The sequence below is a fragment of the Polaribacter sp. KT25b genome (assembly GCF_900105145.1).
In the GTDB taxonomy this organism is placed as follows: domain Bacteria; phylum Bacteroidota; class Bacteroidia; order Flavobacteriales; family Flavobacteriaceae; genus Polaribacter.
In genome coordinates this window covers 1,072,196-1,096,708 of sequence record NZ_LT629752.1, presented here as the reverse complement: position 1 = coordinate 1,096,708, position 24,513 = coordinate 1,072,196, and the positions used below count along the sequence as shown (strand labels likewise).

General features: G+C 30.3%; 16 protein-coding genes. 4 read left to right on the top strand and 12 right to left on the bottom strand.

All coding sequences use genetic code 11. The annotated features are described in order from the left end of the window. Nucleotides 1-83 precede the first annotated feature (83 nt). The 10 genes from BLT70_RS04515 to BLT70_RS04470 all read right to left on the bottom strand — a co-directional run bounded on the left by BLT70_RS04515 (nucleotide 84) and on the right by BLT70_RS04470 (nucleotide 9,982). Nucleotides 84-1,775, bottom strand: a complete 1,692-nt coding sequence (locus BLT70_RS04515) for a hypothetical protein (protein WP_091892093.1) — start codon at nucleotides 1,773-1,775, stop codon at nucleotides 84-86. Nucleotides 1,776-1,836: 61 nt separating this feature from the next. After that, complete coding sequence (locus BLT70_RS04510; protein ID WP_091892091.1) at nucleotides 1,837-2,355, bottom strand: hypothetical protein; 519 nt, start codon at nucleotides 2,353-2,355, stop codon at nucleotides 1,837-1,839. A 41-nt stretch (nucleotides 2,356-2,396) separates the two neighbouring features. Beyond that, nucleotides 2,397-3,632 carry a DUF6638 family protein gene (locus tag BLT70_RS04505; RefSeq protein ID WP_091892089.1) on the bottom strand — a complete coding sequence of 412 codons (1,236 nt, stop codon included), beginning with the start codon at nucleotides 3,630-3,632 and terminating at the stop codon, nucleotides 2,397-2,399. 94 nt (nucleotides 3,633-3,726) lie between these two features. Then, entirely contained in the window at nucleotides 3,727-4,179 is a 453-nt protein-coding gene (locus BLT70_RS04500) for an RDD family protein (protein ID WP_091892087.1), read from the bottom strand. Continuing rightward, nucleotides 4,176-4,766, bottom strand: a complete 591-nt coding sequence (locus BLT70_RS04495; RefSeq protein ID WP_091892084.1) for an NUDIX domain-containing protein — start codon at nucleotides 4,764-4,766, stop codon at nucleotides 4,176-4,178. The genes BLT70_RS04500 and BLT70_RS04495 overlap by 4 nt, the downstream gene beginning before the upstream one ends. After that, entirely contained in the window at nucleotides 4,756-6,717 is a 1,962-nt protein-coding gene (locus BLT70_RS04490) for an AAA family ATPase (protein WP_091892082.1), read from the bottom strand. The genes BLT70_RS04495 and BLT70_RS04490 overlap by 11 nt, the downstream gene beginning before the upstream one ends. 70 nt (nucleotides 6,718-6,787) lie before the next feature. After that, a complete protein-coding gene (locus tag BLT70_RS04485) occupies nucleotides 6,788-7,831 on the bottom strand; it encodes a hypothetical protein (protein ID WP_091892080.1) in 1,044 nt (347 codons plus the stop codon). 2 nt (nucleotides 7,832-7,833) lie between these two features. Then, nucleotides 7,834-8,166, bottom strand: coding sequence for a type II toxin-antitoxin system PemK/MazF family toxin (locus tag BLT70_RS04480; RefSeq protein WP_091892077.1), 333 nt, complete (start codon nucleotides 8,164-8,166; stop codon nucleotides 7,834-7,836). Beyond that, a complete protein-coding gene (locus tag BLT70_RS04475; protein WP_091892075.1) occupies nucleotides 8,166-8,411 on the bottom strand; it encodes a ribbon-helix-helix domain-containing protein in 246 nt (81 codons plus the stop codon). The genes BLT70_RS04480 and BLT70_RS04475 overlap by 1 nt, the downstream gene beginning before the upstream one ends. Nucleotides 8,412-8,638: 227 nt before the next feature. Beyond that, entirely contained in the window at nucleotides 8,639-9,982 is a 1,344-nt protein-coding gene (locus BLT70_RS04470; protein ID WP_091892073.1) for a microtubule-binding protein, read from the bottom strand. Between the two features lie 195 nt (nucleotides 9,983-10,177). Here BLT70_RS04470 and BLT70_RS04465 point away from each other — a divergent pair, with 195 nt between their 5' ends. Continuing rightward, nucleotides 10,178-15,661 carry a T9SS type B sorting domain-containing protein gene (locus BLT70_RS04465; protein ID WP_091892072.1) on the top strand — a complete coding sequence of 1,828 codons (5,484 nt, stop codon included), beginning with the start codon at nucleotides 10,178-10,180 and terminating at the stop codon, nucleotides 15,659-15,661. A gap of 72 nt (nucleotides 15,662-15,733) precedes the next feature. Here the strand turns inward: BLT70_RS04465 and BLT70_RS04460 are convergent, their stop codons facing one another. Next, nucleotides 15,734-17,365, bottom strand: a complete 1,632-nt coding sequence (locus BLT70_RS04460; protein WP_091892070.1) for an isocitrate lyase — start codon at nucleotides 17,363-17,365, stop codon at nucleotides 15,734-15,736. Nucleotides 17,366-17,449: 84 nt separating this feature from the next. Continuing rightward, complete coding sequence (aceB, locus tag BLT70_RS04455; RefSeq protein ID WP_091892068.1) at nucleotides 17,450-19,045, bottom strand: malate synthase A; 1,596 nt, start codon at nucleotides 19,043-19,045, stop codon at nucleotides 17,450-17,452. 128 nt (nucleotides 19,046-19,173) lie between these two features. Between aceB and BLT70_RS04450 the strand changes: the two genes are divergently transcribed. The 3 genes from BLT70_RS04450 to pta all read left to right on the top strand — a co-directional run bounded on the left by BLT70_RS04450 (nucleotide 19,174) and on the right by pta (nucleotide 24,513). After that, nucleotides 19,174-20,658, top strand: coding sequence for a helix-turn-helix domain-containing protein (locus BLT70_RS04450; RefSeq protein ID WP_172824389.1), 1,485 nt, complete (start codon nucleotides 19,174-19,176; stop codon nucleotides 20,656-20,658). A gap of 38 nt (nucleotides 20,659-20,696) precedes the next feature. After that, on the top strand, nucleotides 20,697-22,325 hold the full coding sequence (locus BLT70_RS04445; RefSeq protein WP_091892066.1) for an acyl-CoA carboxylase subunit beta: 1,629 nt from the start codon (nucleotides 20,697-20,699) through the stop codon (nucleotides 22,323-22,325). A gap of 94 nt (nucleotides 22,326-22,419) precedes the next feature. After that, the gene (gene pta / locus BLT70_RS04440) at nucleotides 22,420-24,513 is read left to right on the top strand and encodes a phosphate acetyltransferase (RefSeq protein WP_091892064.1); all 2,094 of its coding nucleotides are present in this window, start codon (nucleotides 22,420-22,422) and stop codon (nucleotides 24,511-24,513) included.

The following is a 24,513-nucleotide window of genomic DNA, read 5'->3' as shown; positions in this document are numbered from 1 at the left end:
CATGTTTGAGCTCTTTTATTTCTGCTGATTTTTATCAGCAGAAATAAAAAGCGAGTAATAAAAGCTGGAAATAGCTACAAAAATTACTGATTAAATTTAATAGAATCTATTTGTTGTTGCAAACGTTGAATTTCTTTTACACTCTTTTCTTGCTTAGAAATTAACTTAATAGAATCTAATATTTGTTGATTTTTTTCTAAAATAGTTTTCTCTTTTTCAAAATACACATTCGCTCCTTCACTGGTTCGCCAAGCTTCGTTTAATTGATTGTACAACTCCTCATTCCAAGTACTTGGTTTTTTAGCATTTATCCAAACAACATCTCTATATTCACTATCTACCAACGCTAAATCTGGCGTTGCAGAACCATCAAATTGTTCTGGATTATTATTGCTAATTGTAGAAACTGTTCCTAGAAAAAACATACGTTTTCTACCTGCAATATTTTTAATATAAGGTCTAAATTCTACGGGTGTATTTGAGTTCCAATCGTATTCTTTTTTAGATTCTTTTACTTTTAATGGCATTGCAGAAACGCCTGCATAACCTTGTTTTTTTGATGCATGATCGTAATAATAAAACTTATTTGTTCCGTCTGCAGGAATAAAAACACTGTAACTTAAACTTGTTCTTTCATCGCCAACAGGCTCTAAACCAAACCAATGATATAAGCCACTATATGCGTCTGTTTTTGTGTCTGAAAAATCGAAATCTGTAACATAAGGTTGTGCATTTTGATCTTTTGGAGCAATAGGGATTTTCACTGCACTTTTCATGTTCCAAGGTAAAGGATCAGAAAAACCTGCTAAAAACTTTAAACTTTCTGCTTGCAATCGAGATACTTTTTCTGCCAGCGTATTTTGTCTTGTTAAATATGCAAAGTTTTTCATTTCTTCAGGAGAAATATAGGTTCCTTTTCCTATTGTAATTCTTTCTAAATAATCTTTAAAATCGTGTTCGCCATTATCTATAACCATCACACCACCAAAAGTTGGATACGGAAAAAAGAAACCTTTCCATTTTATTAAACTTACAACCTCAACCCAAGCTCCTTTGTCGTTTTTCATGTAATAGGTGTCACTTGGCTCGTAGTTGAATAACATCCAAGGATTTAAACGTTGCACAACTGCATTATACGTATTTCTACTAAACTTTAAAGATTCACCAATTGAGAATGTAACCGGAATTCTATTTTCTGATGAAAAACGAGGAAAAGGTGTTGTACTTGACACAGAAAAAACCTCTTCTGTATTGTCTTTAATACCTTGCCAAACATATTTTTCTGTTGGTTGAATTGCCATTGTCCATTGGTTTTTTCCATCAACTCTTACCAAATGCGGTAAAGAAACATCTTTGGTTTCGCCTACAGATTCATTTGCCATCGAAAAAATATTTCTTAATGGTTGAATTCTTTCGTTTTGTGTTAGCGGAAGTTCTACAATTTCATAACGGTTTAAATTGTTATAAACATTGTACGTTTTCATATAATCATACATATTGTAATGAAAACCTACAAAATAAATAAGTGTAAAAAACATGGTTAATAGCAATAAAATTCCTATTCTTTTTCCTGCACCTACTGATTTTCTGAACTTTCTTAATCCGAAGAAAAGAACAGTAAAACAAAGTAAAATAATAAAAATAAATTTTCTTATAAATAATAATACAGGTTGATAATCGTCTCTTAAAAAGAATAATAATGCTAACAATATTATACTAAATATAATGACTCTTTTCTTTTGTTTTGAACCTTTGTTCCAATATGTTTTTATCATTTTTTTAATATTTTGCCACGAATAAACTTTTTTTCTTTAATAACAACCAAATAAAGGTCTTCTATTTCAAAAATCCTTTATCTTTTAGACGTTCTCTTGCACTTTTTTTATCCGTTTTTGGTGTTTCTTTTTTTATCGCTACTTCTTCTTTAGCATCTTTGATTTGTAAATCGTCAATAAAGTCTTTTCCTTTTTCTAGAACTTCATCAAGTTTTACTTCAAAAGACTCTGATTGTTCTTCTATAACTTCGCTAGATTTAAAAATAAAATTAGCGATATATGTTCCTATCAATGTTCCAAAAATCATGGATGCAAATAATGAAATTGTTGCTAAATCAATAGGTATTAAAAAGCGAGTTATAACAATTACAATCAAAAACAAAGAGGTTACAAATACCAATCTTAACAAAAATGATTGCTGATAAACAAATCCTTTTTTATCTGTTAATTTCATTTGTAACTCTTTAGAATTCATTATTTTATTAAAAAAACGATACATTCCATTTCCTTGAGATTCTCTCCAATAAATAACAACTCCAAATAAAATTGAGGTTATAAATACAATTAATTCTAATGTCATAATTTTAAATTTTGAAGTCCTTATAAAGTTAGTCTTTTTTTTTAGAAATTGTTACTAATAGTTTCTACAACCCAATCTTTTTTTGATTCTTCCCAATTTTTAAAATTTGCATAAAAATTTTCTTTATCATACCAATACCAAAACAACACATCTTTTGGAGCAATGTTTATCAACAGTTTCCAAATTAAATCTTGATGATTTGGTCTTAATGATGAATGTGGTTTGTGTAATGAAAAATAAAATTCTTCATCTACAATATCTTTAATTTTAATATCTGGATTGATTTGTTTTTTCTCCAAATATCGTTCTACACTCATTACTTTTTTTCGTGTTTTTATATCAACCTTATTCAAATAACTTTTAAATAACATTTTATCCTTTAAAATATCATTTACAGGATGTTGTGTTTCTTTTAAAGCTTCTCCAAAAATAAATTTCTTAATTCGCTCGTATCTTTTTGAGGTAACTTCCTTAGTTAAATCACACTCAATAATTACGTGATCTCTTAATTGTGTAACCAATTCTGGTTGTGTTATATGAAACATCAACACGTCGTAAGTTGTGTCATTTATTGCTTCTTTATAAGCTTCTTGATTTTCGAAAACAAGAATTGGTTTTATAAAGTTTCTCAACAAATAGACACCCCCAAACGCCTTGGTATAAAATGAATCTGATGTATAAATAATAGACTCTAAACTAATATCCCTTTCTCTTAAATCGCCATATTTTTTTGCTGATTTTAATAATTTTTGATGCAAGTTTTCATCAATAAAATTATTGTCTTTATGAAAAGTTTCTATAAGTTTTAATTGTTCTTCTTTTGCTTTGTGCAAATTATCTATTAAATGAAATTTGATTTCTACATCTTGATATTTTAATACATCTAAAGGTTCGTAAAAAACATCAATACTTTGATCAAAATCAATACAAAGTGCAGAATCTCTTGTTATATTTTGAATTTTTTGTTGATGTGTTCTAAACACTAATTTCATCAGTTCTACATCAAAAGAATGAAATGGATTGTAAATTGGCAATCCTTTTTGCAATGGTGTAATTATTATTGCATGCGGATTTGCTTCCCCGTTATTTAAATAAAACACCTCGCTCTTTTCTTCTGCAATTTCTGGACTCCAACCAATTCCGTCTATAGAAAATGATGTTAATTTGGTTTTTGTAAAACCTAATTTTACTAAACATTTATTATAACGTTCTACTAATTTTCCGCTAATAGGAATTAGTTCGCTTCTGTATAAATTGGCTTTGATTAGTTTTTGCATATTCTTATTTCACTGATAATCAACGAAAAAAATCACTGAGAATCTCTGAGTTTTTTAAAAGTTATTCTTACCTATTAAAAAATAACATCTTCTTTTATTCTTTATATTTACTATTAATTACAAATGTTCCTGCAGCCATATCTCCAATTCTCTGGTTGTCTTTATTTATTATTGTAGCAATAATTCCGCTAATAAAAGAACAATCAATAAATCCTAAAACAAAACGACCAAAAGCTTGCCCCATATTAACATCAGTATAATCTTTAGAAACCACTTTAATATCCATAAAACGTTTTCCTATAGTTTGTCCCCAAATTCCTTCGCTTACTGGCCAAAGAAAAAAACCAATTAAAAATGCCACTAAAGCTGAAAAACCTTCTAAATGAAAGCTAAAAATGCTTTCAGAAGAATTATCTAAAACTAATGCCAAAAAGACACAAACAAAGTAATAAATAATAAAATCTATTACAGACGCAACTATTCTTCTTCCTATACTTGCTTTTTCAAATTTAGCTTGATAATTATCAAACTCTTCGAATCCACTCATTTTAGCAGTTTATTAATCTGTAAATATTGCAATAACATAATTGTTCTTGCATCAATAATTTCTTCGGTTGCTATCATTTTTAAAGCGTCTGAGAATTCAGTTTCTAACACTTCTATTTCTTCATCTTCTGCTAGTACTCCTCCTCCATTTTCGGTTTTATTTTCATCAGCATATTCACCAATAAAAAGATGCACTTTTTCGTTTACAATTCCTGGAGATAAAAAAACCGTACTTATTCTTTTAACTTTATCTATTTTGTACCCAACTTCTTCTTCAGTTTCGCGAATTGCAGCATGTTCTGGAGATTCATCTTTATCGATTGCACCACCAACAACTTCAATAGAAAATCCATCAGAAAATCCGTGAACATAAACAGGAACTCTAAATTGTTTGGATAAAATTACTTTATTAGTTTTAGGATTGAATAACAAAATGGCAATTCCATCACTTTTACCATAAATCTCGAAAGTTAGGTTTTTTGATGTTCCACTCTCAAAAGTATAGTCAAAATTTATGTCTTCTAATTTTCCCCAACCATTAGATTTTAAGGTTGATGAAACGTTGTTAATTTTCTTTTTAATTTCCATTTTCAAAACTTTTTCTCGCTTCTAAATCTATATTCAATTGATTTACTCTTGCATCAACTTTACGTTTAAAATCGGTATCTGCAATAGTTGCAACATTGTCTAAATATCTGACAACTTCTTGTCTTCTAATTTCAGAAAAATCGAGGCCTTTCATATTGGCTTTCATTAATTCTTGTAACATATTAAACTTCGTTTGATAATCTTTTTTAAAGTAAATTTCAGGATTAACGAACCAATCTTGTTCTAAATCAAAATCTGTTAATCGCAAAGAAATTGCAGACTGAATGTTTCTAACATCTCTTGATGAAAAGAAAGGAAATATGTTTTGAATTTCTTTATACAAACTTGCAAAAAACGAATGTTCGTTGGTTTTATGATTCTGACTTGCTTTGTCATAGGCTTCTAAAACCCTTGCTTCTGATGGTTTTTCTATTGCATTTAGAATTTCGCCCATACTTTTGGTTAAACCTTGATCTTTTAAAAAATCGTATTTTTTTGGATTTTGCATATTCACAAAACCTGGCATTGTTTTTTCAAATTTCTTCCACCAAATGTAATCTTGATCTAGAAAATCGTGCTCAGTTCTTGCGCCATCAATCTTAAATCGACCTTGAATTCTAGAAATTACAGCTTTGTCTAACATTTCTGGCAAATTTGTAAATAAACCTACTGAAGAATTTCCATAATTTACGGCATAAGCACCTTCTGTATATCTTAAGAAAACACCAATAACTTCTTTAACTCCAGCAGAAACACCTTGTGCAGTTCTTTCTTGTAAATTATTCTCAGCATCATCAATAGGCGCAAAAATTATTTTTGTAGGATCTTGCATAGGTTTCATCCATTCTACCATTTTTTCTGCAGAACCACCTTGAAAAGTTGAAATTAACGTGTCTGGCATTGGATGAAATAAAAACGGAATATCTAAATGATCACAATGTTCTTTTAAACGAGTGGCTATGGCCGCAATTAACATCGATTTTCCTGTTCCTGGAATTCCATATCCCATAAAAACGGGCATAAATCCACCTAATTCTTGAAACGGATTTTTCTGTGCTTCAAAATCATAACTCAGCATTCTTTCTGTTAATCTACGTGCAAAATGTTTGGCATCTTTGTTCCCTACAATTTGCTCAAATTGAATTTTATTAAATTCAACACTTTTTGCTGTACCCTGAAAAACGTTTTCCCAACCAGAAATAGCAAAATCAGAATTTTCTAGTTTGTAGGTTCTATCAACAATAGTTTCTGTGTATTCTAAACTACTTTTACGCAACTGAATTTCATCAATTAAAGCTTCGAAATACACTACTGTAAAATCGATAACATCTTTATCTGATTTTATGATTTCTGGATGTCCTAAATATTTATCAAAATAAAATAATGCACAAGCAATTCCTTTTAAAGGTGATAAAAATGACACTTCTGGAATACCTGCAAATTTCTGTTTCATTACAGATAAATCATCACTAGCAGATGGTTTTAAATCGTGTAAAATTTTATAAGCAGTTGCAAATAATTGAAATGCTGTTGCTGTTTGTAACTTACTTTCGAACTCTCTTTTTTGGGATGAATTTAAGCCAGATTTACGCTCGTTTAAAGAAGATAAACCTGATGCATCATAGTAAGAATCTTTAATCCAAATTCCTAAAGTTAAGCCTTCTTGCACTGCAAATAAAGTCTGATTTAAATGCACAGGAATTGCAATTGAATCTGGCAATAATCTTTTTTTAAGTGCTAAAATGGTTTTAGAAACAGATGTAATTTCTACATTACTTCCATTATTTGCTCTTGATAAATACAGTAAAATAGAATCGTCTTTCGCATCTTTTTCCCTACTTTTTGCTTTATTACCTTGCTCCCATTGAACGGTTTTTATATAATCTGTAGCTTCATCACGAAGCATATCTAATTCGTTTTGTTTTATAGGGAAAGTTGAATTGTGTTCCATTTTTTTTAGCTTTTAGCAATTTGATTTTGGCTGTTAGCCACTTACTAATTTTGTAATTCTTTTTCAAATTTTATTTAACTTTCAAATCTGCCATTTGAATAGGTTCTTTGGCTAAATTATCTAGTGACCTAGGAATTTGATTGTGCAAAAGTTGAATAATTCTATGTGGTGCAAAAAGATATTTTTGTTTGATAACATCGCTCCATTTTTGCATTGTCTGTTTTGAGAAAAATCCGCCTTCTGTAAATGTGTCTCCAGAAAAAACTTCATCAATGGTTAAAGAAACAGCATAAGATTCTAATGAAACTGTTTTGCTTGAAATTCCGCTTAAAATTGCGTGTGTAATTTGGTTTTCATCCTTAGCAAAAACATTGTGTAAAGGCCCAAGATCTATTCTTTTGATGTGTTTTGGTTGAATTCCTGTTAATTTTCGATCAATATTATAAGCCATTGTGTCTAAAGACATTTCTCTATCTGCACTTTCTTTTAAAGTTTGATAAATTTTTTCTTTATCCTTAATCGCATTATTTCCATCGTAATTGAAATACATAAAACAGATAAATGGTCTATTATGACTAACATCGTAAAAACTCCAGCTGGTAACATAATCGTAATTCGCATCTTTTGGAGCATCTAAAATTTTACCTTGCACAAATCGATTGAAAATGAATTGTCTTTCTACAGAAGTGTAATAAATTATTGATGATGCTTTAAAAAGTTCTGTTTTTTTTATGGGTTGCTTTTTTCTTAAAAGCGTATCTAAAAATTGTTCTTTTAAAATACTTGTATCTACTAATTTATCTAAATATTGTTTTCTAAGCTCTAAATCGTTATACAAATATCTAAATTCTAAATAATTAGGGAATCCAGAATCTGTTAAATCTACTTTCATATTATCTTCTTCATCATACATATATTTAATACGCATTGCCTCAATAGAATATAAAAGTAAATCTGAATATTGCTTAAAAAACACCACTTCTTGTTGACTGCACAATTGCTCTTGCTGTATTCTTACAATAATTTCTTTTAAAACAAAATCTACCATTTTGTGATAAAAAACGTATTGTTCTTTGGTGTTTAAAACAGCAGAATCTAAGGGAGTTGTTATCATAGCTAGTACTTCAAAATATCGTTTAAGGTTTTTTTAATGACCTCAACATCTTTTAATGGAATTTCGCCTAATTTTTTATCGAAACGTGTTTTAGAAACTGAACGAACGTGAAAAGTTAATACTTCAGAAATTTTAGTTAAACCATTTTTTGCATTTGGTTTGATAATTAAATTGCCTTTATAATTCTTAACACTTGTGGTTAAAGGACAAACAATTACAACTTGTAAATATTTGTTTAGCATATTACCGCTAATAATTACAGCTGGTCTTCTTCCACTTTGTTCACTTCCTTCTGTAGGATTTAAATATAACTCCCAAATTTCACCTTGCTTCATTATTTAGAATCTGCATTATTAACAGTATTAAAATAATCTTGCATACCTTCTTCTGCAACCACTAAAATATCTTTATCTGTAGCAGCTTGCTGATACGATTTTATATAACTCGCTTTTTCTATTTGCTCTAAGTATAATTCTAAAGCATTTTCTATAAGCCTATTTTTAGGAAGCTTTAACTCTTTTGCTAAAGTTGATAGTTTTTCTAAAAGAGCATCTGGTAAAGAAGATGTGAATGTTGCCATTTTATATTTATTTTTCACAAATATAATATATATTTATATTTTGTGTTTTAATTTGATATTATCTTTAAATAAACAATGCACTTTTAGTTATCTAAAAAGCAACAAGTAAGCCTGCGTTAAGGATTGAAATGGCATCCTTTTTTCTTTTTCTGAAAAAAGATATAATGGAAAGCCTGACCCTGATTTTTCATCAGGGAAACGCCCTTCAAATAATTTTCTTTTAAAAATTAGCTTAACATATCATCATCAGAAACCTCTTTTTTAGGTGCTTCTGTTGTGGAATTATCTTCTAAAACTGGAGTTTCTTTATCAGCTTTATAGAAATCTTCGAAAATCTCTTTCATATCAATTCCATATCTGTCTGCAAAGTTCTTTTGAATATCTCCATCCTTTTCTCTAATTTCTTGTAACGCTTCTGCATAAGTGCTGTACACACCTTTCATTACTTTTTCGTGAACAGGAATATTGTCCATCATTTCTTGACGAGCTCTGGCACTTGCAGAATGCATTGACGCTAAAGTTGCACCTATATGCTCATCGGTTTTTACTCCTAAATGCTCTAAAATAGCCGCAAATTCTTGATCTGTTCTTGCTTTTAAGGCAACTACATAACCATCATAATACTTTAATCGCTCTTCAGTATCTGACTTTAATTTAGCTCTATGTGTTTGTAAATTTGAACGCAAAGAAGTTAAAACTTTGATTGTTAAATTGTGTTTGTGAACAAAACTATCTTTGGAAGCTGCTAAAGTTGTATATGCATTTTTAAGACCTTCTAACTCTTCTACTTTTTGCTCTAAAGTGGTAACTTTTCCAATAGCTTCTGAATATTCTGTAGATTGTTTGTCAGCAATTTCGTCTAATTCTTGACGAGATTGTTTTAATAAAGCATATTGCTCTTCTAACTTATCTTCTATTTCTTTCTTCTTTTCTAAAGCTTTTGTATGGTTTTTAGAAGCTTCTACAATTGCATCTTTTAGCTTTTCTTCAACTTCTTTAATTTCTACTTCTCTGTTTTTTAAACGACTTACTGCTGCTTGAGATTTATAAGAAAGTTCACTTAATAAAGTTTGAATATCTGCACTTTCTATACGTTGCTGAAACATTGCTTTTGCTTTATTATCTGCTCCTGCTCTAATTTTTTCTGCTTCTGCAAACTCTACTTCTTCTTTTTTAATCTTGGATTTTCTTCCCCAAAGATTGTTCCACCAAGTATCTGGTTTATTTTGTGCGTCTTCTAATTCAATTCTTGCTCTTTCTAGTTCTTTTTGAGCATCGTCTATCACTTTTTGTTCTGTTGGGTTTAATGCCGAAAATTTTTCGAACATAATACCAACTTCATCTTGATAGTCTGTTAAATCTTTAATAGCATCTAAAAGTGTAGTTCTATCTTTTTCTGCCATATGTACAACATCATCTAAGGTAGCATTTAAGATTTTTTGACGTTGTTGAGGATCATCTTCTTGAGCCAATTTAGACTTCATAGTATCTACAGCTTTACCCCAATTTACATCTACCTTTTCAGTTTTTTCAGCAGAATTAGTTTCTAATAAATCAAAATCATCAGACATATTTTTTTTTAGTTTTTAAAGTTGAACAATTTTTAGACAAGCAATTTCGTTATTTTTTTTTAGTAAAAGAAATATTACTTTAATTATATGTAGCAATTAAACCTTCTTTGTTACTTAATTTTAGGTAATTGTTTGAATTTTTGATTAATTTCTAACTATTTTTGACAAAATAATTTATTCTATATAGCAACTTGTATGTTAAAAAAATCCTTTTTTTATTCAATTCTATTTTTAATTAGTTTTTTTACTTTTCAAAACACTAATGCTCAATTAAGTAAAACACATTATTTACCACCAATTACGAGTGATGATCCTATTGAAAATCAATACATATATATTTCTACTCCTAAAAATAATAATGTTAACTTTACAATAACACCTATCGGTAGACCTTCATCCGAAGAAATAAAAGGAACTGTTTCAAACTCTAAACCCTACACTACAACTTCATCAAGAGTTGGCGATCAATTATTTCAAGAATCTAATAATACCGCAACAATTATAACTACTAAAGGCTATATTATTGAAGCAGACGACGTAATCTATGTTTCAATCAGAATGGTATCTTCAAGTACATTTCAAGCAGCAGCAATAGTTAGTAAAGGGAATTCGGCTTTAGGAACCGATTTTAGAATGGGAGGTTTTTGGAGCCCTTCTCCCAAAGGAGGTTTTTTAAATTTTATTTCTGTAATGGCAACAGAAGATGATACTAATATTACTTTTGATGATTTTTCTGCAGGAATTTCAATTAACAACTATTCTGGCTCTCTCCCTTTCACAAAAAATCTAAATAGAGGAGAAAGCTTTATAGTTTCTGTATCTTCGGATGCTGGAGGAGATCCAAATGACTTAATAGGAACTTTAATTCACTCAGAAAAACCTATTGTAGTAAACTCGGGTTCTGCAACGGGTAGTTTTTATGAAGGCAGTAATAATAGAGACTATGGTATAGATCAAATTGTAGATGCATCAAAAATTGGAACTGAATATATTTTTGTTAGAGGAGACGGAGAAGATGAATGGGAAAATGTGCTTATTGTTGCCCACGAAAACAATACAGAAATAAAAGTTGGAGGTACAGTTGTTAAAACAATAAACACAGGAGAATTTCATGTTATCGAAGGAGGATATTACAATGCAAATGGAAACATGTACATAGAAACATCAAAACCTGCATTTGCTTATCAAGGTGTTGGTTTTGGTGACGACGCCGCCAACCAAGGTTTATTTTTTGTACCTCCTTTAAATTGTGAAAGCAAAGGAAATGTAGACAACATATCATCAATTGACGAAATTGGAAGTAATAACTTTGGAGGAGGGGTAACGATAGTTACAAATACTGGCGCAACTGTTAGTATTAATGGGCTACCAACCTCTTCATTTAGTTCAACTGGACCAAGTTCTGTAAACGGAAACCCTGATTATGTTACTTATAAAATAACAGGCCTTACAGGAAATGTAAGTGTAGAAAGCAGCGAAGAATTATATTGTGCTTATTTTAACAGAAATGGAGCAGCCACTTCTGGTAGTTTTTATTCTGGGTTTCCTTCTGCTCCAGAAATTAATTTTAACACAACCGTTTCTTCTTTAGGAAATTGTATACCTAACATTACTTTACAAGCAGCAAACACAGAACTTTTTGATGGAGGCATAAAATGGTATTATTACAATGAAACCACATTAACTTGGGAAGAAAGAAGTACTAATTCTAGTTACAAACCTATTGCATCTGAACCTGGAAGATATAAATTAGTTGGAATTATCGACTGTACAGGAGCTACTTTTGAATCTATTGAAATACCTGTTAGTATTTGTCCTGATGATTTTGACGGCGATTTAATTATAGATAATTTAGATGTTGATCTTGATAATGACGGAATTTTAAATTGTGATGAATCTTTTGGAAACGCAGCTTTAAATTTATCAGATATTAATAATCCTGAAATAATTTTTGCAGACAATACAAAAACTTCATCAATTACAACACCTATTTTCACAATAACAGAACCCACCAATTCTTTTACAGGAAATACTGAAGGGGATTTTGTTTCCGTAATAAATCCTGCAACAGATTCTAAATTAAAATATGAAATTAACTTTAATCAAAAAATCAACTTTAAATTTACTCAAAACAAAGCTTTTGACCATAAAGTAGTTGCTGGAGAATTTTTTATCCTAAAAATTGGCCCAAACTCTAAAAATATCACACTTTTAGACCCTGATGACCAACTTTTAATCGACACTAATTTTGATGGCGAATTTGAAGACGGAATTACCAATATTTCTGCATCAGAAATCTGGTATAAATATAAATCAAATACAACTGGAGCGGCAAGTACTTTTGAGTTTTTAGCAAATCAAGTAGATCAAATCGATTTTAAACATCAATCTTCAGGAATAGCTGCTACATCAACATTTAATGGAAACATTCAACTTACTTGTTTTTCTTTGGATTCTGACGGCGATGGAATTGAGAACATGTTTGATTTAGATTCTGATAATGATGGAATTCCTGATATTTCAGAAGCTTCTTCTCCACAGATTATATTATCAAATCTTGATGTAAATCAAGATGGTTTAGACGATATTTTTAACGGAATTATCACAAATATTGACACAGATAATGATGGCATTCCTAATTACTTAGATGTTGATTCAGACAATGATGGAATTTTTGATTTAGCAGAAGCTGGTCATAATTTAGTGGATACAAACAATGATGGAATTATTGATGATGCAAACGCAACCTCAGTTGGAATTAACGGTCTTATTAACAATCTAGAAACAACTGCTGATAATGCAATTCTTAATTACACAATTACAGATACTGATTCTGATACTATTTTAAATTTCTTGGAACTAGACTCAGACGATGATGCTTGTTTTGACACTAAAGAAGCCGGTTTTACTGATGCTAACTCCGATGGAATCATTGACGCAAGTCCATTTCAAGTAGATACAAATGGAAAAGTATTAAACATCACAAATGGATATACAACTCCTAATTTAGATTATATAACAAGCGCTCCAATAGTTATTACAAAATTTGAAGATGAAATTTTTTGTGAAGCTTCTACAGACACAATTACAATAGAAACTACTGCTGATAGTTTTCAATGGTGGGTTTCAATTGACGGCACAACATGGAACATCATTTCAGATGATGCTATCTATAGTGAAAGTAGCACCAATTCGTTAAAACTTACTAATATACCTTTAACTTACAACAACAATAAGTACAGAGTTGTTTTAAATAGAACGGGAAATGCCTGTACAATAACATCAGACATAATTACCCTAACTGTTAACCCTAAACCAATAGTTACAGCTATTGTAGAATTAAAACAATGTGATGATGATTTAGACAGAATTTCTACTATAAACCTTACTGAAGCAGAAATTAGTATTTCATCAAATTACAAAAATGAAACTTTTACATATTTTGCAACCGAAGCGCATGCAATAGCAGGAACCCCAGAAATTACAGACAAATTACGATATCCTGTAAATCAAAATGGAGAAGCTTGGGTTAGAACAATTTCTACTGAAGGATGCTACAATATCTCTAAAATTAATTTAGAAGTTGAAGCTTCTGCAGATGTTATTTACAACAAAGAATTCCCAGCTGTTTGTGATGATTTTCTTCAAACTGATGGAACAAACGGAGCATTAAATAATGATACAGACGGAATTACTAATTTTAATTTTAGCGACGCAGAATCAGAAATTTTATTCTTCTTCCCTGCAATTTTAAGACCCGATTTAGAAGTTTCTTATTACGAATCTAAAGACGACAGAACTGCTGTTATCAACAAAATTACCGACATTTCTAATTACAGAAACATTGGCTTTCCATCAAACATAACTAGACAAACTATTTATTTTAAAATCACCAACAAAAATAATAACAATTGTAATGGAACTGGAGAATTATATTTAAAAACCAATTCTGTTCCAACCGCAAAAACTGTTGATGATTTAGAATTATGTGACGATATAAATGATGGAGACGCAACAAACGGAATTGTACAAAGCTTTAATTTAGAAAGTCAAACTGCAACAATTTTAGGAACTCAAAATCCAGCAGATTTTACAGTTACATATCATGATTCTGCCGCAAATGCAAATTCTGGAAACGATCCTCTTTCATCTCCTTTTACAAATTCTGTAAGAGATTTACAGACCATTTATGTTAGAGTTACAAATAATTCAACTGGCTGTTTTACAGATCACACAACTTTTAATTTAATTGTAAATCCTTTACCAATTGCCAATTTTGTAGGCGATTTAGAAGTTTGCGATGATAATACCGATGGTTCTGCTAGAAACGGGTTCTCTGACACAATTAATTTAGAAAGCCAAACTGCAGGAATTTTAGGAACTCAAGATCCTAGTTTATTTACAGTAACTTATCACAGATCACTTGCAGAAGCACAAAATGGAAATTCACCTTTAGTTTCACCATATACTAATTTAACACCTTATCGAGAAACAATTTATGTACGTGTTTATAATGCTGATGCACAATGTGCAAATGGAATTTCTAATTTTGATGTAATTGTAAATCCGGAACCAACTTTCGAAACAATTTCTAATCTTTCTGAATGTGATAATAATGATGATTTTGATGATGCAAATAACATTATTCAAACCATCGATTTAGACGGGAAAATTCCTGAAATTTTAGGCGCTTCTCAAGATCCAGATGATTTTAATGTAACTTTTCATTCATCAAAAGCAAATGCAACATCTGGAGATTTACCAATTTCATCTCCTTACGAAAACTCATCAGCAACAGAAACAATTTATGTTCGCATACAAAACAAAAAAACTGGCTGTATAAATGATGATGCCTTTTTTGATGTAATTGTAAATCCATTACCAGATTTTACGGTAACAACTCCGCAAATTTTGTGTTTAAACAATTTACCACTTAATATTTTTGTAGAAAATCAGAAAGGTACTTACGAATATGTTTGGAAATATCAAAACGGAGATACAGTTAGCACAGAAGACAATGTTAATATTTCCGTTGCGGGAACTTACACTGTAACTGCTACAACTACTAACGGAACTTTCTGTTCTAGAACAGAAACAATTGTTATAAACGAATCAAATATTGCAACTTTAGAAAATAGTTTTATCACCATTATTGATGAATCTAATAATATTGGTAGCGAAAGCAATTTATCTATAGCAATTAACACAATTGACAATGATTTAGGTCCTGGTGATTATCAATTTGCAATTGAAAACACAGATGAAAATACGAGAATTCCTTTTGCTGGTTTTCAAGACGATCCTCTTTTTGAAAACCTAGAAGGCGGAATTTATAAAATAATTGTAAACGATAAAAACGGATGTTCTCCAGATACAACTTTGTTAGTTTCTGTTATTCAATTTCCAAAATTCTTTACACCAAATGCTGACGGAGATAATGACACTTGGATTGTAAGAGGTGCAAACAAAACTTTTTACCCAAATAGTAGTATCAATATTTTTAACAGATACGGAAAATTAGTAGCTCAGTTACCAATTGACGGCCAAGGTTGGGACGGAACTTATGGAGGAAAAACGCTTTCTTCTGATGATTACTGGTTTAATGTTACGCTAATTCCTGCGGACATAACAAAACCAGCCATCAACAAAAAAGGACACTTTTCTTTGATTAGAAAATAACAAACAATCAAAAACCTCTTTGAAATAATTCAAAGAGGTTTTTTTTAACCAACTATTAATAAACTAGCTTATCTAAGCTACTTTCCCTATTTCATTTCTCATTTCTTTAGATTCCTCAACTGTTTCAAACTGATTTGAAGTATTATTTTCTCCACTAGCTTTTAGAGCTTTATCACCTGCAAAAAAAGTTTTATGATCATCACCTAAATCAGAACCTGCCATTCTTTGATGTTTCACACAAGCAACTCCTTTTCTAATTTCTTGTCTTTGAACACCTTTTACATACGCTAACATTCCTTCTTCACCAAAATAACCTTCAGTTAAATCATTCATGTGTAATGCTGTTGTATGATACGTTGGCAACGTAATTAAGTGATGAAAAATACCAGCTTCTCTTGCTCCATCAATTTGAAAAGTTTTAATTTTTCGATCTGCACGATATCCTAATTCAGATGCATCATATTGTTGATCCATTAAATTATTTTGATCATAAGCAGTCATATTTTCTCCCTCCGCAAGCATTTCTTCATAAGTTTGCTGTCTAAAGTTTAAAGTCCAATTAAATGAAGGCGAGTTATTATAAACTAATTTAGCATTTGGCACAATTTGCTTCACTCTATTTACCATATGTGCAATTTGTTTCACATTTGGCGTTGGTGTTTCTATCCATAATAAATCTGCACCATTTTGTAAACTTGTAATACAATCTAATACAACTCTATCAACATTAGAACCTTCTTTAAATTTATACAAACCATTTGCTAACCTTACAGGACGAACTAATTTTCCGTCTCTTTTTAATAAAACATCATCTTCTTTTGCTTCATTAATAGCAATCTCTTCTGCCTCTACAAAAGCTAAATATTGAGAAGCTAAATCTCCAGACTCTTGACTTACTGGTAATTTTTGAGTTAAACCCGCTCCTTCAGAATCTGTTCTTGCCACAATAATTCCTTCTTCAACTCCCAATTCTAAAAACGCATATCTTATTGCATTTAATTTTGCAATAAAATCCTCATGAGGAACCGTTACTTTTCCGTCTTGATGACCACATTGTTTTGCATCAGAAACCTGATTTTCTATTTGAATTGCGCAAGCACCAGCTTGAATCATTTTTTTAGCTAACAAATAAGTAGCTTCTTCATTTCCAAAACCTGCATCAATATCAGCAATAATTGGCACAATATGAGAATCAAAATTATCAATTTCATTTTGTACATCCTCTCCTCTTTCAAGTCTTCTAAACAAATCATTCAACTCAATTGCATCCGCTTGACGTAAAAAATCATAAATTTCTTCAATTAAGGATGAAACTGCTGTTTTTTCATGCATAGATTGATCTGGCAAAGGACCAAATTCTGAGCGCAACGCAGCAACCATCCAACCTGATAGATATAAATATCTTTTGCTTGTTGTTTTATGATGTTTTTTAACTGCAATCATATTTTGTTGCGCAACAAATCCATGCCAGCAACCTAAAGATTGCGTGTAATTTGCAGAATCTGCATCATACTCTGCCATGTCTTTTCTCATAATTGAAGCCGTATATTTTGCAATATCTAAACCTGTTTTAAAGCGATTTTGAGAAACCATTCTTGCAGCACTTTCAGAATTTATTGCATTCCAAGAATTCCCATATTTTTGTTTTAGATTTCTTACAGTGTCTAAAGCTGAACTATAACTATTTTCTGATAAATTTTTCATAATTTTGTATTTGATTATTAAGGTTTTTCTAGATTTTGATAATTTCGTCTCGTTAACTATTACAGTAGTTGCGAGACATTTTTTTTATATTTGATCGTACGCTTTTAGTGTTAAAAATTCTTCGAAATTCTCTGTTAAAACAAGTTCATCAAATAACTGTATCGCTTCCTTGAATTTACCAGTATCAAATCCACTTTGTCCAACATAATTTTTAATTTTTTCAATCTCTTGATGTTTGAATTTTTCATAATTTTTAGTGTTAAATGTTTCTCCGTTATTTATTATAATTCCATTTCTAAGCCATAACCAAACCTGAGTTCTAGAAATTTCTGCAGTTGCAGCATCTTCCATTAAATTATAAATTGCTGCTGCGCCATTTCCACGCAACCAACTTTCTATATATAAAATACCAACGTTTATATTTTTTCTTATTCCTTCTTCAGTAATTGTACCTTTTGGTATTTCAACTAAATCTGCTTCAGAAACTTTTACATCACTTCTAGATTTATGTATTTGATTTTTAGTTTTCATGTTCTCATTAAAAACAGCCATTGCCACAGAAACCAATCCTGGATGTGCAACCCAAGTTCCATCATGTCCATTTTTTACTTCTTGTTCTTTATCTGCTATCACTTTTTTAAACGCTAACTGATTTGCCATTTCATCATTTTTAATTGGAATTTGAGCAGCCATTCCGCCCATAGCATGAACATTTCTTTTATGACACTTTTGAATAACCAATAAAGAATACGCTTTCATAAAAGGTGTTTTCATCGTTATTTGATCTCTATTCGGAACCATGAAATCTTTATGATTTCTAAATTTTTTGATGTAAGAAAAAATATAATCCCAACGCCCACAATTTAAACCAGCCATGTGATTTTTTAACTCATAAATAATTTCATCTAACTGAAAACTTGCTGTAATTGTTTCTACCAAAACCGTTGCTTTAATCGTGCTTTGAGGAACATTTAAATAATCTTGCGCAAAAACAAAAATATCATTCCACAAACGCGCTTCTAAATAATGTTCTAGTTTTGGTAAATAAAAATAGGTTGCAGAATTTTGTGCTTGCAATGCTTTTATATTATGAAAAAAATACAATCCGAAATCAACCAAAGAACCAGACATTTTTTCGCCATCAACCATAAAATGTTTTTCATCTAAATGCAAACCTCTTGGTCTAACAATTAAAGAGGCAGTATTTTCACCTAACTGATATGTTTTATTTTTTTTGTCATCATGAAATGAAATTGTCTTATTAATTGCATCTCTTAAATTAATTTGACCTTGTAAATTATTATGGATGTTTGGAGAATTACTATCTTCAAAATCTACCATAAAAGTTTTAGCGCCAGAATTTAAAGCATTAATTACCATTTTACGATCTACAGGACCTGTAATTTCTACTCTTCTATCCAATAAATCTTCAGGCAAAGGAGCACAAACCCAATTAGATTCTCTAACACTTTTTGTTTCCTTAGGAAAAGAAGGAAAATTTCCTGCATCAAAATATGCTTGTTCAACTTTTCTCTCTTCCAATAATTTTAATCTTCTTTGATTAAATTTATCATGTAATTCTAACAAAAACAATTGTGCTTCGCTTGTTAAAACATCTTGATACTCATCAATCTTAAAGCCATTAAAACTGATTTCTTTTGCAATTGTATTTTCTTTCATGATTAGACTTTTTTAATTTCTATACTGCAATAATATAAATAATTTTTGAACTCCACAAGCGAACGTTCGCTAAATTTAAAAAAAACTTTATTTTATTTAATTCGCTATTTATTATTATCTTTGATATTATGATGATAGAAGACGAATACATTCGGTTAATTTTTGGCCTAAAACTCAAGCAAATACGTACAGAGAAAAATCTTTCTCTATTTGGATTATCAAAATTATCTGGTCTTTCAAAATCGTATTTAAATGAAATTGAGAAAGGAAAAAAATATCCAAAACCAGATAAAATTTTATTACTTTCAGAAAGTTTAGAAGTGCCTTACGATCATTTTGTATCTTTAAAGTTGGATAAAAACCTTGCTCCGATTGGCGATATTTTACAATCTAAAATTCTAAAAGAAATACCATTAGAACTTTTTGGCATAAAAGAGAATAATTTAATAGACATTATTGCAAATGCACCAGCAAAAGTAAATGCGTTTATAAGTACTATTATAAAGATTTCTCAAAACTATAATCTTACAAGAGAAAGTTTCTTTTTAGCTTCTTTACGATCTTACCAAGAAGCACATAATAATTATTTTGAAGACATCGAAAATGATGTCGAAAAATTTGCAAAATCCTATCATTTAGATGTATCAAAAAGAATTACTTCTATTCAGTTAGAAGAAATTTTAATTGAAGAATTCAGTTATACAATTGATGATAAAGAGCTTTCTAAATATGAAAATTTAGGAGAAATTAGAAACATATACATTCCTAAAAACAAAACACTTTTAATAGATAAAAATATATCCGAAGCTCAAAAAACATTTATTTATGCAAAAGAATTGGCGTATAATTATCTAAAAATTGAAGACAGACTATATACGTTTCCTTGGGTAAAATTCGAAAATTTTGATCAAGTTTTAAATAATTTTATTGCCTCTTATTTTGCAGGTGCTTTAATTATTTCAAGAAAATCTCTTACTGAAAAACTAACAGATTTCTTTGCTTTAGAAGACTGGAAACCACTAAAACTACATCAATTAATTAAGCATTATAATTGCTCTCAAGAAACTTTTTATCAGCGTTTAACAAATATATTGCCTAAATATTTTAATATAAAAAATTTATTTTTCTTGCGATTTACCCACAAAGAGAATTCGCCAGAATATAAATTAAGTAAAGAATTACATATTACACAGCAGCAATCGCCTCACGCAAATAGAAACAACGAGCATTATTGTAGACGTTGGGTATCGATAAAAACGATTCAGGATTTAGAAAAATCAAACAAAAAAAGAGCCACTTTTGGCATTCAAATTTCTTCTTACGAAAATCAAAAAAACGAGTATTTAGTACTTTCATCTGCAACTCCAGATCCTTTTAAAAAAGATATTAATAGAAGCGTAAGTCTTGGACTGTTACTTTCTCCGCATTTAAAAAAGAAACTTGCTTTCTTGAAAGAAAATACATTTCATAAAAATCTTGTAGGTGTTACTTGCGAAACTTGTTCTGTGAAAAATTGTACTGAAAGAATTGCAGAACCTACTCGTTTAGAAAAGCAACATCTACACAGTGAAATTGCAAAAACAGTTGATAATATTATTAATTCTTACAGCTAAATTTTTCTTATTTTAGCAATTAAATACAATCATTTTTTATGGATATCAATTTCAATAAAAACGAAGATTACAATAAATTATTAGTTTCAGATTTACGTAAACGTTTTGCAAAAGTAAAATTAGGTGGTGGTCAAAAGAGAATTGACAAACATCATTTAAACGGCAAAATGACAGCTCGTGAAAGAATTGATTATTTATTAGACAGTAATTCTAAATCCATAGAAATTGGCGCTTTTGCTGGTGATGAAATGTATGCAGAACATGGTGGTTGCCCTTCAGGTGGAGTTGTTGTAAAAATTGGATACATCAAAAATAAACAATGTATTGTTGTTGCCAATGACGCAACTGTAAAAGCTGGAGCATGGTTTCCAATTACTGGAAAAAAGAATTTACGTGCCCAAGAAATATCCATAGAAAACAAATTACCAATTATTTATTTAGTGGATTCCGCTGGAGTTTACTTGCCTTTGCAGGATGAAATTTTTCCTGATAAAGAACATTTTGGACGCATTTTTAGAAATAACGCAATTATGAGCAGCATGGGAATTACTCAAATATCTGCTGTTATGGGAAGCTGTGTTGCCGGTGGTGCATATTTACCAATTATGAGCGACGAAGCTTTAATTGTTGATAAAACTGCTAGTATATTTTTAGCAGGAAGTTACTTGGTAAAAGCTGCAATTGGCGAAACTATTGATAACGAAACATTAGGTGGCGCAACTACACATTGTGAAATTTCTGGCGTTACAGATTACAAAGCAAAAGATGATAAAGATGCGCTTGATAAAATAAAATTTATTATTGATAAAATTGGCGATTATGACAAAGCTGGCTTTAGTAAAACCGAAAGTTTTCCGCCAAAAGAAAATGAAAATGATATTTTCGGAATTCTACCAAAAGAAAGAAATGCACAATATGATATGCTCGAAATTATTAAACGTTTAGTTGATAATTCTGAGTTTGAACAATACAAAGAAGGTTACGGACAAACCATTTTAACTGGTTATTCACGAATTGATGGTTGGGCAGTTGGTATTGTTGCAAATCAAAGAAAATTAGTAAAAACCAAAAAAGGAGAAATGCAATTTGGTGGTGTAATTTATAATGATTCTGCTGATAAAGCAACTCGTTTTATTGCCAATTGTAATCAGAAAAAAATACCTTTAGTTTTCTTACAAGATGTTACTGGCTTTATGGTTGGCAGCAGATCTGAACACGGCGGAATCATAAAAGATGGCGCAAAAATGGTAAATGCAGTAAGCAATTCTGTTGTACCAAAATTTACAATTATTATTGGTAATTCTTATGGCGCAGGAAATTATGCAATGTGTGGTAAAGCGTATGACCCAAGACTAATTGTTGCTTGGCCAAGTGCTGAACTTGCAGTTATGAGTGGAAATTCTGCTGCAAAAGTTTTACTTCAAATAGAAACTGCATCACTAAAAAAACGCGGAGAAGAAATAACGCCAGAAAAAGAAGCAGAATTATTTGATAAAATAAAATCAAGATACGATAAACAAATATCTCCTTATTATGCAGCCGCAAGAATTTGGACTGATGCTGTTATAAATCCATTAGATACCAGAACTTGGATTTCTATGGGAATTGAAGCCGCAAACCACGCTCCTATTGAAAAGAAATTTAATATGGGAATTTTACAGGTTTAACTCTTAAACCTATTTTTTTATAAACACTAAATGATATTTATCACAAAAATTAACTATTTTATCCTTTATTTTTGCCTCACATATTTTAAGAAAAATGAGTAAATCAATTTATATTACTACCATAGAGCCCAATAGCGGTAAATCTTTAATGTCTTTAGGTATTCTAAGGATGATGCTAAATCAATCGTCTAAAGTTGGTTATTTTAGACCAATTATCAACAAAGACAAAAACAGTCTTTATGATGATCATACATACACTGCAATTAATTTTTTTAATCTTGATATAAAATATGAAGATTGTTACGCTTTTGAGCAAAGTGAAGTTGTTGAGTTATTAAGTGAAGGAAAAAAGGATAAAGTTATACACGACATTATTAAAAAACATAAAAGCCTTGAAGCTCAATACGATTATGTTTTAGTTGAAGGTACAGATTTTTCTGGCGAAGGTGGTTTTACAGAATTAGATGTAAACTTAATGATTGCTAAAAACTTAGGAATTCCTGTATTAATTGTTGGTGCTGGTAATGATAAAAAGAAGAAAGATTTTATCAACACAATGCAACTTTCATATAACTCATTTATTCAAAAAGAAGTTGATGTAATTGGTGTAATTGCTAATAAAATTGAAGTTGATGAAATTGGCTATATAAAAACAGAATTAAGAAAAGTAATTCCGAATGAAGTACATATTGATGTGGTTCCTAAAGTACACTTTTTAGCAAACCCAACTGTTAAAGAAGTTGTAGAATCTTTAAACGGAAGAGTACTTTTTGGTGAGCAATTTTTAGATAATTCAATTGGTAGTTATAGTACAGGTGCCATGCAATTGCGTAATTATTTAACACGTATTAAAGAGAACACGCTAGTTGTTACCCCAGGAGACAGAGCAGATATTATTTTAGGCGCAATACAAGCAAATTCATCTAGTAATTACCCTAGAATTGCAGGAATCATTTTAACTGGAAGCTTAATTCCTGAAGATTCTATTTTAAAATTAATTGAAGGAATACAATCTTCAGTTCCTATTATTTCTGTTGAAGGAGGAACTTTTGGAATAACCAATAAAATTGGTGCTGTAAAATCAAAAATTTACGCATCCAACAGTAAAAAAATATTGTTAGCTTTAGATACTTTTGACACCTATATTAATGTAGAAAGTCTTAGTAGTATTTTATCTAAATTTAATTCAGATAAATTAACGCCAAGTATGTTTCAATACAATCTGTTGCAAAAAGCAAAAAGTAGCAGAAAACATATTGTTTTACCAGAAGGAAATGATGAACGAATTATGGAAGCTGCAGCTCGTTTGCAGTTATTAAATATTGTTGATTTAACTTTATTAGGCGACAGAAGAGAAATTCAAAATAAAGCAGATCAATTAGGATTACAGATAGATTTAGATAAAATAAATATTTTAAATCCAGAAAATTCTATACACAATAACGATTTTGCAAAAACACTTTATGAAGCTCGTAAACATAAAGGTTTAACAGAAACTACAGCAATGGATTTAACCAGAGATGTTTCTTATTATGGAACATTAATGATTTTAAATGGTTTAGCAGACGGTATGGTTTCTGGTGCAGTGCATACAACAATGCACACTATAAAACCAGCTTTACAAATCATTAAAACCAAACCTGGAGTTAGTGTAGTTTCATCCGTATTTTTTATGTGTTTATCAGACAGAGTTTCTGTAATGGGAGATTGTGCTGTAAACCCAAACCCAAATGCAGAGCAATTAGCTGAAATTGCAATTTCGTCTGCACAATCTGCAGAAGCATTTGGTATTGAAGCAAGAGTTGCTATGTTGTCTTATTCTTCTGGAAGTTCTGGAAAAGGAGAAGAAGTTGAAAAAGTTAGAAAAGCAACTGAAATTGCTAAAAAATTAAATCCAGACTTATTAATTGAAGGCCCAATACAATATGATGCCGCGGTAGATATGTCTGTTGCAAAAACAAAAATGCCAGATTCTAAGGTTGCTGGTCAAGCATCTGTTTTAATTTTTCCTGATTTAAATACAGGAAATAATACATACAAAGCTATACAAAGAGAAACTGGTGCTTTAGCTATTGGACCAATGCTACAAGGGTTAAATAAACCCGTAAACGACTTAAGTAGAGGTTGTACTGTAGATGATATTTTTAACACCGTTTTATTAACTGCTATACAAGCAAATCAAGAATAA